This is a genomic window from Brevibacterium sp. HMSC24B04 (assembly GCF_001806835.1).
GTDB lineage: Bacteria > Actinomycetota > Actinomycetes > Actinomycetales > Brevibacteriaceae > Brevibacterium > Brevibacterium ravenspurgense.
This window is the reverse complement of sequence record NZ_KV786098.1, coordinates 74361-83258: the sequence shown is the minus strand read 5'-3', so window position 1 is coordinate 83258 and position 8898 is coordinate 74361. Positions and strand designations below refer to the sequence as shown.

The window sequence follows — 8898 nt, the reverse complement described above, 5'->3', positions numbered from 1 at the left end:
CGGGCCGGCCTGCTCCCGCCCCACCCCAGCAGCCTGCGACCAACCCCAGCCAGACACCTCGGCGGCCTCCAACCAACCCAAACTCACGCTTTAATGCAACCTCACGCGCTAATGCGCCGCATTAAAGCGTGAATCTGCATTACCGCGTGAGAACGTGGCGGGAACGGACGAGGTGGAGATGGGCTGGCTGGGCTGGCCGGTCCGGCGCTGCAGCGATGCATTCCCACCCGCGCCACCAGGCCCAACGAAGTCCGGCATGACGGGGCTCGAGTACAATGAGCCCACTCGAACTACACAGCGCTCACCTGCAAGTTGGGCACTGCACTACCCGACGGGCGCCCCGACTTTCGTCCCGGCAGCCACCTCGGCAGAAAAGAAAGATTGGTCCGCTTTGTCTGAATCGGCTTCGCACTCGTCGCACGGCACCCCTGACGCCGCGCACATCAACGGCAACATCGACGCCGCACCGCGCCTGGTTGCATACGACCACGAAAGCAGGCAGCCGCTGTTCGCGTTCGTCCTGTACATCCTTGCTGCACTCATGATTGTCGTCGCGCTCGTCATCAGCAGCGAAGCCAGCGAACCGCTGCAGGCTGCTCCCCTGTGGGGCTCAGCAGTCGTCGTCGGCGGTCTCGGCGTTGTGGCTCAGCTGCTGCAGCGTCTGTGCCGTATCCTCAAGGACATCCGCGCGGAACTTCAGAACCGCCGCTGAAAAGTCTCCTTCAGCAGAGCCAAAAGCCGACTGTTATCTACTGACGTCACGAGCTCGACAACCCCTTGGTGAATACTCGCGTATTCGCTGAGGGGTTGCGGCGTTTCGCCATCAAGACGCACAGTTCGGCCGCTTTCCTGATCGCCGCTCACGACAACACCGACCTCCGCAAGCTCCGAACTGACGAGCGTCGGATCAATCAGCATTGCAACCGTCAGTGCATCATGCACCCACATTCCCGGAATGTTTCGGGTTTCAGATGAGAAGCTGACCCATGGGCGCAGCGTGGGAACTAGTGCCCGCGTGAGGGAGTTGTCTAAACGTTCGAAAGCATCAAGGTCTTCATGCGTAAGCATGGTTGTCGTCGTAACATCCATCGGGACGAGCGTCATCTGCGCCCCACTGGCAATCACGGCAGCCGCGGCCTTCGGATCTAAGAAAAAGTTGGTATCGACCGAGAACCTATCTGTGTCAAAAGCTCCGCCCATGACGATAATTCTTCGGACGGCGTCGGCTGTTTCAGGATACTTCCGCAGCATCAATGCAATATTGGACAGCGGCCCAATCGCTGCAATCGTAATTTCTCCAGGGTTAGCCAAAACCGTCTGCGCTAACCAATCGACAGCCCCTTCGGTGAAAGCATCCGCGGAAGTCAGGGCGAAAGGCGCAGGCCCCCACAGCTTCTGAGCTAGCTCCCCGGTTCGCTTACGCTGTGCTTCCTCCACCCATTCGCGCACTCGCCTCACGTTCACATAGGGCTCCCCGCACACTACTGGAGCGTCCACCACGAGTTCTTTCAACAACCATGATGCAGCGGCTGCGCCTTCTTCACGGGAAGTATTGCCGCTGACAGTACAAACACCTACTAGGTCAACCAACTGCGAATACGCAGCAAGGGCGATGGCAATTCCGTCATCGGTATTCGCACCGGGAATCCCATTTCCGGGATCGGCATCAATCACCAAACGCAAAGAACTGTTCTCCCGTTCCATTATGTCCGCTACACATAGCTGCTCTCACAACCGCAAGAAGACCGCCGAGTCAGATCCCCTTGGGCTGCCAAAAGCTGCGGCTCATCCGCTTGGAGCAGACACTCGACTGCATTCTCCGCGTTGTCCGCAACGCACTGCTCGAAGGTAGTTAAAGAGGGGATCGTGAACGAACCCATCGATGTTCCGTTGAAAGCTGCGACTGCGACAGCTTTCGGCACAGAAACTCCTGCCTCAGAGCACGCCGCAAGGAATCCAACGGCCTGAGATTCGTTTGCCGCAAACAGCCCGTCAAAATCCGCACCAGACTCAATCAGCCTTTCCCCCGCTTGATATCCGCCTGAACGGCTATAAGGCGCGCTCTGCAGCAGGTCTGAGTCTTCCTCGAGCCCTCGGGACCGGAGCGCTTCGGCCCACCCCTGCTTACGAATTCGCGAATTGCGCTGGTCAAGCGGCCCGGTGATCATGGCGATCCTCTGGCGACCATGTTGAGCAAGATGGTCGACCGCTTTGAAAGCCGCCGCGCCCTCATCCAGCCGCATGCAGTGCGCAAAGGACGGGTTATCCCAGGAATCGAAAGCCAGCACGCGGGTTGTATCCCTTAATTTCTCCAGTTCTGGGGGACATCCATCTACACCGTAGAAAAGAAGACCCTCGACCCGGTTCAGAACAAAGCTCTCCAGGAGGCTGGCTTCCTGCTGGCGGTCATCGGCAGAATCGCCCAGCAGAATGTTCAAGCCGCGCTGCCGCGCCGCGTTGCCCACCGCGTGTGCCAACTCTGACAAGTACGGATTCTTGATGTTGGGAACAATCAGTCCAATCGTGCCTGTCGTACCCAAAGCCAAAGCTTTGGCCACCCCATTGGGGCGATAGCCGGTTTCCTTAATGGCTTCGATGACACGTTCTCGCAGTGCCTTGGAAACTGGGCGCGGGCCGTTGTTGACTACGTAGCTGACGACAGCGACGGAAGTCCCCGCAACGCGGGCAACGTCTTTGCGGGTGACTCTTCCCCCACGGTCATGCATACTCGGCCTCGCAATCCCAGCTTCCCAGCATGGGCACCAACAATAGCTAACAGACTCAGATTGCGTCTCGAATATCGTTGAGATCGCGTCCGCGCGTTTCCGGTGCCACGAAAGTTGTAGCCAGACCGATTCCGGCCATCACCATCCAGTAGATGGCGAGCGGCCACCAAGCCCCAGCCATGGCCAGGAGAGCAGAGGCGACTGCCGGAGCGGTACCACCGGACAGAATTGATCCCAGTTCCTTCGCGACTGCCATCTTGGTAAAGCGGTTCTTTGCACCGAACAGCTCCACACCGTAGGCAGCCTGCACACCGAAGATCCCCAACGAAGCTACGCACATAGCAACAACAATCGCGACGACAGTCACTACAGGGTCCCGGAGCTCAAGGATCCAAAAGACAGGGACTGCCATCAACACGAGTGCGAAGCAGAACCAGCGGTACACGATGCGGCGGCCGAACTTATCGGATAGGTACCCGGACAGCGGAATAACGGCGAACCCGAGGAATGAAGCGATGAGCACCGCCGTCGTTGAAACAGATTTGTCGATCAGAAGGATGTTGGCGACATAGCCGACAAGGAATCCCTGCGCCATGTATGACGGCCCGTTTTCACCGATGCGAAGACCGAGCATGACGAAGAAAGCGCGGTTCCGCTGCCAAAAGCTGCCTTCCTCGGCAACCGACTGAACCTTCTGCGTACGCTGTTCGAGCTCCTCCTTGTGCTGAGTGAAAACCGGAGTTTCTTTCATAGTGCGGCGAATGAGAAGTGCACCAACAGCAACGAGGATCGAGGCCAGGAACGGAATTCGCCAACCCCAGGAATAGAGCGCTTCGTCTGGCAGCTGCACTACAAGGAGCCAAGCGCCTGAAGCGAGGAGGGTACCGCTGTTAGACCCAATGGCAACGATCGACGCAACAAGTCCGCGCTTCTTCGCAGGGGCATACTCAGTGAGAACGATCGCCGCGCCCGACAGCTCAGCACCAGCACCAAAGCCCTGAAGGATGCGCATCAACAAGAGAAGAAACGGTGCGCCTAGACCAATCTGCTCATACGTCGGCAACAAGCCGATGGCAGTAGTGGCTCCACCCATGAGAGCAACGGTGACGACCAGGACGATTTTCCGCCCCCTCTTGTCACCCAGGCGGCCGAAGAAAATCGCCCCCAGCGGCCGCGCGAAGAATCCAACCGCGTAGGTGGAGAAGCCGGCTAGCAGGGATACTGCCGGCGACTCCGAGGGGAAGAACAGGGTGTTGAACACCAAAGCAGTTGCCAGGCCGTAAAGCGCAAAGTCAACGTACTCCATCGTCGTTCCCAACCAGGAAGAAACGACAGCAGTTATGAAGTTCGATCGCCCTTCTTTGGACTTCAGCTCTGCATCAGCAGCGAGATTCTCGGCCATCTGGCGCTCCTATTCTACGCGGGTAGACCTTGTTGCTTTCGGTAAATTAAACACCCAAAGTGACAGACAAGTAAACAGGACAACAAGGCCTGTTGGCGGAGCCAGCAACACACAGGGCTTGCATCCGCCCAAACGTCCAACAGAAAACGCCGGTGGGTATGCACTTCTGCATACCCACCGGCGCTTCAGCTCAGGAAACAAGCCTACGGCTGTCTGACTCCAGGCAGGCCATACCGCGCAGAGTTTAGACTTTCCGCGACCTCACGACGCGGAACTCGGTCTGCCCGTTCAGCTTGTCTCCGCTCTCGATCTTCATCTCACTGTTTGCCAATGAAGTACTGGTTGAAGACTGGGTCGCCCACAGCTGTATCCGTGTCGTTGAACCGGTCAGGCCTAAATGGCTTCAGCAACTCGGATTCATTACCTTCCAACTCGTCAACACACAGCTTCGACATCAGGGCGGATAGAGTCATGCCGCTATGCATTACCTGTGCATAGACCTTGCGGTGCTGATCGATGTATCCAACGATCGGCAGGCCGTCCTTCGGCAAGCTGCGAGCCGAAGCAATCACGCTGTCGAGGACGCAGTCGTCACCGAAAATCTCCTGAAGGCGCTGCTCCATCTCAGCATGGACACGTTTCATAACTGAAGTGTCATGAGCGTCGGCCACCAGAGGTTCCAACTCTGGCACCTGTACATACATACGTCCGTCATGACGAGGTCGCACGTTGATCTTGTCGGAGATAATGACATGGCGCACAGGCTCTGCAACCGGCCGAGTAAGTCCCAAGAAGCTATGCGTGGCCGGAGACGGGACGTCAGTACGGAACATCTGAACGTCGTAACCGCTGCGCTCAGCCAATGCCCCGGACGCTGCCCCGGCCGCCAGAACCACAGCGTCAAACGACGACTTGCCAAGCGTTGACGACACCTCCACACCAGTCGGAGTGGAGCTGACTGATTCAACCTCAGCGACATGAGTAGGCACGCCCAACGTAGTTAGTCGAGCAACCAAAAACTCACCCAGAAGGTCGTTGTCAAGATAGCCCTCTGAAGAGAACAGAAGAGCACCTTCTGCAAATTCGTGCGATCCAAGCCTCGGTTCTAGTTCGACTAATTTCGAACCACTAATGTTCTCAACGGGATAGTCAGTTGCTTGAGACGACGCCACTCTAGCGGCGTACGTCGACGGTGCACCTTCCGAGAAGTCAATCATGATGCAGCCGGTCTGATGAACCCAGTTTTCTGCATCAGGAATCTCGTCAACCATTTCTAGGTGCGCCTGAATACCCAACTGATTAAGCACATTGTAGTGGGCTGGAGACTTGTTATTTGCGTTAATCCAGGCGAAAGAACGACTGCTTGCTTCAGCAAAGTGACCCGACTTCTCATACACAGACACTTCATGACCAGCAGCTGCTAAACGCCACGCTGACATCAACCCGAGGACACCGGCCCCAATCACCAATACCTTCATGCTGATGCTCCTTCCGCGACGGAGTTACCACTACGAGTTTTCGGCTTGAAGATCAGTAGAGCAACGACGTAAACAACAAGGCTCAATGCGACGCCGAAGATGGCGTACGGGATAACAGTCCCCGCGATATGAGCGATCGCACAGGCAACCACTCCGCCACCCATAGACATGAAGGCCACTGCCCGCGGAACTTCGAAGCGCCTGTTCAAAATGATGCCCAGGAGCAAAGGCACAACGAGCATCGACGCCGAGTAAGCATAGGTTGCAACAAGCCAGTTCAACGCCTGGGGATAAACAATCGAAAGGACTGCCGCAAGAATCGTCACAGCAACAGTCGCAACACGCGACAACATGACCTTGCGGTTATCGGAGCCAACGTCCTTGACAAACGTCTTCCGCAAGTCTTCTACAAGGTTGACCACGATTGACTGCAGGGCCGACCCAGTTGTCGAAACGATTGTGGCCATGAGGAACGCTCCATACAGCGCGAGAAGCCACGAGGGCATCTGATCCAACAGCCACCCGGCGGCCTGCTCCCGGCCGTCAACACCGAAGTCGGCAACTTGCGAACGGACCGAGAGACCGATGATCAAGGCGTATGTGCCTGAGATGAATACCATAACGGCGCTTATGTAGATTCCGCGACGGGCCTCAGAACCCGATTTCGCAGCGAAGATACGCTGGTAGTACAACTGGTTTGTCAAAGTTCCGGGAACGATCGCAAAGAGCCACAGCAGGATCGTTGTTGCTCCTGCAGCCATGAAGCCCTCCGGCAGTGACACGAGTTCGTCCGGGAGATTTGAAACCATTTCTCCCACTCCGCCCGCTGAATTAATTGCATAGATAGCGACGATGACGGATGCGACTACCATGAAAACGCCGAAGAAGAAATCCGACCAGGCTACAGAGGTTAAGCCACCTGGCAGAACAAAAAGCAAGCTGATGAGGGCCATCAGGACCACTAGCATGTTGAAATTCAAACCCGTTACGGCACTGAAGAGATTCCCGAATGCCACAAACTGGGTTGCAAGCCAACCCATGGGGACGACTATCACGGCCAAAGCAACCAAGCTGATCAAGAGCTTGTTAGAACCATATAGGCGAGTGAAAATCTCAGGGATTGTCGAGAACTTACGCTTTCGCAGCCATCCGGCAAACATCGCCAATATAAGCAAGCCAACAACGACGAATAACTCGTACCAGAATACGGAAAATCCCCAAGCATAGGATATTCCTACGTGAGCAACGAGAACACCGCCACCAACCGCAGTGGCATACTGGGTGAAAGCTACGACATACAGGGGTAGATCCCGACCTCCAACCACCCAGTCTTCGTTCGAGTTGTGGCGTCTACCGACCACGAACGAAATCAGGGCGCCGATGCCGAGAACGATAGCCGATGTAACGACAATTAAAATGGTCGTTGATATATTCATTGCCGTTCTCCTTTGAAGGCAAGTCTTTCTTGTTTACTTCTTGAACGATTCTGGGATTGCTTCGGTCGAACCGTCTTTTACAGCGGAGACCACCAGATCACCGACACCTGGAGCCATTTTGAAGCCTTGCCCAGACATACCGGTGGCGAAGACTATTCGCTCATCCTCTTGGGAAATACCGACCTTCGGCACCCCTGTCGCGGTGAATCCATCAGACCAGGTCGACACGCGGATCGCGGTTGGCTCAACCAACGGCAAAAGGTCAGTCGCCAGTCTTTCTGCTGACCTGACGAAGGACGGATCAATGAAGCGAGAAAGATCGCTCACATCATCCACTTCATTCCAGGGCAAGTGGTGGGGGAGGATCTTTACTGAAAACCCATCAAGCATCGGGAAACTCGAGAAGCCTCCCGACTCATGCCTACGAATGGCAATTGGCATCCTCTGAGGCCCCGACGCCTCTTGGTCAAGGACTCTAAACCAGACCCCTACCAACTCTTTCGGCGTCACCCTTTCTCCCACGTAGTGCGCAAACGCCTTTGCCCAGGGTCCTGGAGCTACTACAACGCGGTCGAAGGGCTCGCTGCCGTCGGCCATCTCAACATGAACCTGGCTCGCCGTCGGCCGAAGCCCCAACACGGGGCTATAGGTGCGAAAAACCGCACCTAAAGTCTCCGCAGCAGTCCGCAGGGCTCGAACGGTGAGTTCAGGACGGAATACACCGGCCACGGCATCGCGAACCGCCACCTCATCGTCGTCAACACGGTGTTGAGGATAGAGTTGGCGAGTTTGCTTCGCGTCAAGCACTTCGATATCTGCACCGACTTGCTGAGCAGAAGTTATGACTGCCGCAACATCGGGATGATCTTCCCTACCAATGGTCAACCCCCCACACATTTCAAGAAACTTCAGCCCTGTTGATTCTTCAAGTGCGTTCCAGTGATTAAGGCTCGCCTTCAAAAGAGGGTGGTATTCAGTGCCCTCTTTATATGCGGTGCGGAAGATTCTTGATTCACCAGCTGATGCCCCGCGGTCGTTCGGAACATTCGCAGAATCAAACACAGTTACGTTGCAGCCGGCTGCTGCGAGTCGCCACGCTGATGCCGCGCCGATCACGCCGCCGCCAATCACAGCAACTTTAAGTTTGGACTCAGCCAATTTGATTCACCTCTAAATGAACGTAGTACGGATGAAAATAATATTCTGACAGTTCAATCGTGCTACCCGAAGAGTTTTCTATATATCGTCTCGTCTGGATAACCGCATCCCCGACCTCAATTTCCAGTAATTTTGCTATTTTTTCCATAGCCAATTTAGCCGTCACTTCGGTTCGAGCGACCAGGTCACTTTTACTTTTAGATTTCAGGTAACTAAAAGTCACCATATCTTCAAGATGTTCATTCAAAATATTCGGAGCAACGGACAAATCGATCAAAGCACGCTCGTATACTAGTGGTCGGCCCAGGTCGTCTATCTTTATTCGCTCGATTTCTGCTACCGGTCGGGTTTTAGCTTCACTTAGCCTGCCCCCCGGGTGAGGGAGTGAGGCTTCACAGGCCTTGGCCGACACAACCTGGTGGGTGTGCCCTACCTCCGCTGCGCCAACTTCAGACGAGAGCGGCTTGAAAAGGTCGATTTTCATGCCAGTCGAAGCGACCGTCGTGCCCTGCCTGCGATTCCTAACGACGTACCCGCTGGCAGCGAGCTCTGTCATTGCCTTTTGAACCGGGTTGCGGCTCACATTGAATCGCTTCATAAGCTCGCGCTCGGTTGGCAGTGTGTCGCCTAAGGCGTAGTTGCCAAGCCGAATTTGGGTTAGTACCCAATCGCGCACCTCTTTGTACTTAGGGCTCATA

8 protein-coding genes are annotated in these 8898 nt (G+C 55.7%); 1 reads left to right on the top strand and 7 read right to left on the bottom strand.

Annotated elements, in window-relative coordinates; genetic code table 11:
* Positions 1-391: 391 nt before the first annotated feature.
* Positions 392-712, top strand: coding sequence for a hypothetical protein (locus HMPREF3092_RS08215; RefSeq protein ID WP_019174110.1), 321 nt, complete (start codon positions 392-394; stop codon positions 710-712).
* Here HMPREF3092_RS08215 and HMPREF3092_RS08210 read toward each other — a convergent pair.
* The 7 genes from HMPREF3092_RS08210 to HMPREF3092_RS08180 form a co-directional block, all read right to left on the bottom strand.
* On the bottom strand, positions 697-1704 hold the full coding sequence (locus HMPREF3092_RS08210; protein WP_083274331.1) for a nucleoside hydrolase: 1008 nt from the start codon (positions 1702-1704) through the stop codon (positions 697-699). The two genes, HMPREF3092_RS08215 and HMPREF3092_RS08210, sit on opposite strands and share 16 nt — an antisense overlap.
* An 8-nt stretch (positions 1705-1712) precedes the next feature.
* Entirely contained in the window at positions 1713-2726 is a 1014-nt protein-coding gene (locus tag HMPREF3092_RS08205; RefSeq protein WP_083274330.1) for a LacI family DNA-binding transcriptional regulator, read from the bottom strand.
* Positions 2727-2781: 55 nt separating this feature from the next.
* Complete coding sequence (locus tag HMPREF3092_RS08200) at positions 2782-4128, bottom strand: MFS transporter (protein ID WP_070424536.1); 1347 nt, start codon at positions 4126-4128, stop codon at positions 2782-2784.
* 317 nt (positions 4129-4445) lie between these two features.
* The gene (locus HMPREF3092_RS08195) at positions 4446-5606 is read right to left on the bottom strand and encodes an NAD(P)/FAD-dependent oxidoreductase (RefSeq protein ID WP_070424535.1); all 1161 of its coding nucleotides are present in this window, start codon (positions 5604-5606) and stop codon (positions 4446-4448) included.
* Positions 5603-7042, bottom strand: a complete 1440-nt coding sequence (locus HMPREF3092_RS08190; RefSeq protein WP_070424534.1) for a sodium:solute symporter family protein — start codon at positions 7040-7042, stop codon at positions 5603-5605. Before HMPREF3092_RS08190 ends, HMPREF3092_RS08195 begins: the two co-directional genes overlap by 4 nt.
* A 33-nt stretch (positions 7043-7075) precedes the next feature.
* Entirely contained in the window at positions 7076-8200 is a 1125-nt protein-coding gene (locus tag HMPREF3092_RS08185) for an FAD-dependent oxidoreductase (RefSeq protein ID WP_256174414.1), read from the bottom strand.
* Positions 8193-8897, bottom strand: a complete 705-nt coding sequence (locus HMPREF3092_RS08180) for a GntR family transcriptional regulator (protein ID WP_070424533.1) — start codon at positions 8895-8897, stop codon at positions 8193-8195. Before HMPREF3092_RS08180 ends, HMPREF3092_RS08185 begins: the two co-directional genes overlap by 8 nt.
* Position 8898 lies beyond the last annotated feature (1 nt).